The sequence below is a fragment of the Acidovorax sp. KPB24-03 genome, from assembly GCF_057546605.1.
Genome location: NZ_BAAJYR010000635.1, coordinates 1 through 1,441 on the forward strand (window position 1 = coordinate 1; position 1,441 = coordinate 1,441).

1 protein-coding gene is annotated in these 1,441 nt (G+C 65.4%); it reads right to left on the reverse strand.

Going from position 1 to position 1,441, the window contains the following annotated elements; all coding sequences use genetic code 11:
• The coding region (locus AC27KI_RS24720; RefSeq protein WP_487116421.1) for a type VI secretion system Vgr family protein at nucleotides 1–1,441 on the reverse strand (1,441 nt) is incomplete at both ends.

Consider the following 1,441-nt stretch of genomic DNA (forward strand, 5'->3'; position numbering starts at 1 on the left):
CTTCATCGTTCTCGACCTCGATGAGCTGGTCCTTCTGCGCATGCAGCCACAGTTGCTCGGCCCCGGCCTTGTCCTCGAAGCGGATAGCGTTGGCATCGCCCGCGCCGTTCTTCAGGCCGTCGCCGAAGGCCCCGCCCTTGCTGGATTTGGTCTTGATGCCCGATTGCGTGGCGTTGCCCGGCAGGGCCCACGGCGGCATGTTGTCGGCGTTGTAGACGCAGCCGGTGATGATCGGGTAGTCCGGATCACCATTCAAAAAATCCACGATGACCTCGTGGCCGATGCGCGGGATGAACATGGCCCCGAAGCCTGACCCTGCCCAGCCACTCGATACACGCACCCAACAACTGGAGTTCTCGTTCATCGCCCCGATGCGGTCCCAGTGGAACTGCACCTTGACGCGGCCGTACTGGTCGGGCCAGATCTCTTCGCCGGGCGGGCCTACCACCACCGCCGTCTGCGGACCGGTGGTGCGCGGCTTGCGCGTGGTGCGCTCAGGGGTGTAAGGCAGGCTGGTGGGTTGGGCTTGCAGGGTGAATTTCTGGAACGACCCCTCTTCCTGCGGCGTGCCCTTGGGGCCGGGCGCGGCGGCGCTGACCTGGGGGTTTTCCTTGAAGTGGTATTCGAGGCCGGTCAGCAGGTACTGCTGGTTCTGGTCTTCCCGCGGGTAGTTCTCCAGCGTGAAGGTGTAGCCGGGGGCGAGCGCCCGGTGACGCGACTGGCCCCGGACGGTGCTTTGGCCGGTGAGGCTCGATTGCAGACGCACTCGGGCATAGGCTTCGCCGTCGCCGAACTGGGTGTAGCCACCCGGCCATTCGTAGACTTCGTGGGCGTCGTGCGCGTGGCCCGGCGGGGTCTGGCGCATGTTGGACAGGTCGGCACGGGGTTTCTGGAAGTCGTAGTCGTCGTTGTAGTGCCGCCCGGAGTGGATGGCCTGGTGCAGTTCCCAGGCATGGATGTTCTCCTTGTCGGCGACCGCCGCCTTCTCCGGGGGATAGAACGGGATGACCGCCGCCCCCGGTAGCGGGCTGTGCGAGGCGACGATGTCGTCCGCCAGGATCAGGGTGTGCTGGCCGGCGGCATGCTCGAAGTAGTAGTACGCCCCTTCGTGCTCCAGCAGCCGGGACACGAAGTCGCAATCGCTCTCGCCGTATTGCACGCAATAGTCCCAGCTGCGGTAGCTGCGGGTGAGCCTCTTTTGCAGGGGGTAGCCGTATTTGCCCAAGACCTCTTCGACGATCTCCGGCGCGGTCTTGTTCTGGAATATCTTGAAATCGGTCTTGCGGGTGGCCAGCCACAGCCAGGGCTGCAGGCGCAGACGGTACGAGTAGGAGCGGTGGTCCTCGCCCTGCATGCCGAAGCGGGTGACGATGCCGTCCAGGTAGCGCCGGCCCCCGCCCTGCGTTTCCACCACGATCGTGCGTTCTTGCCCAGCAGCGCC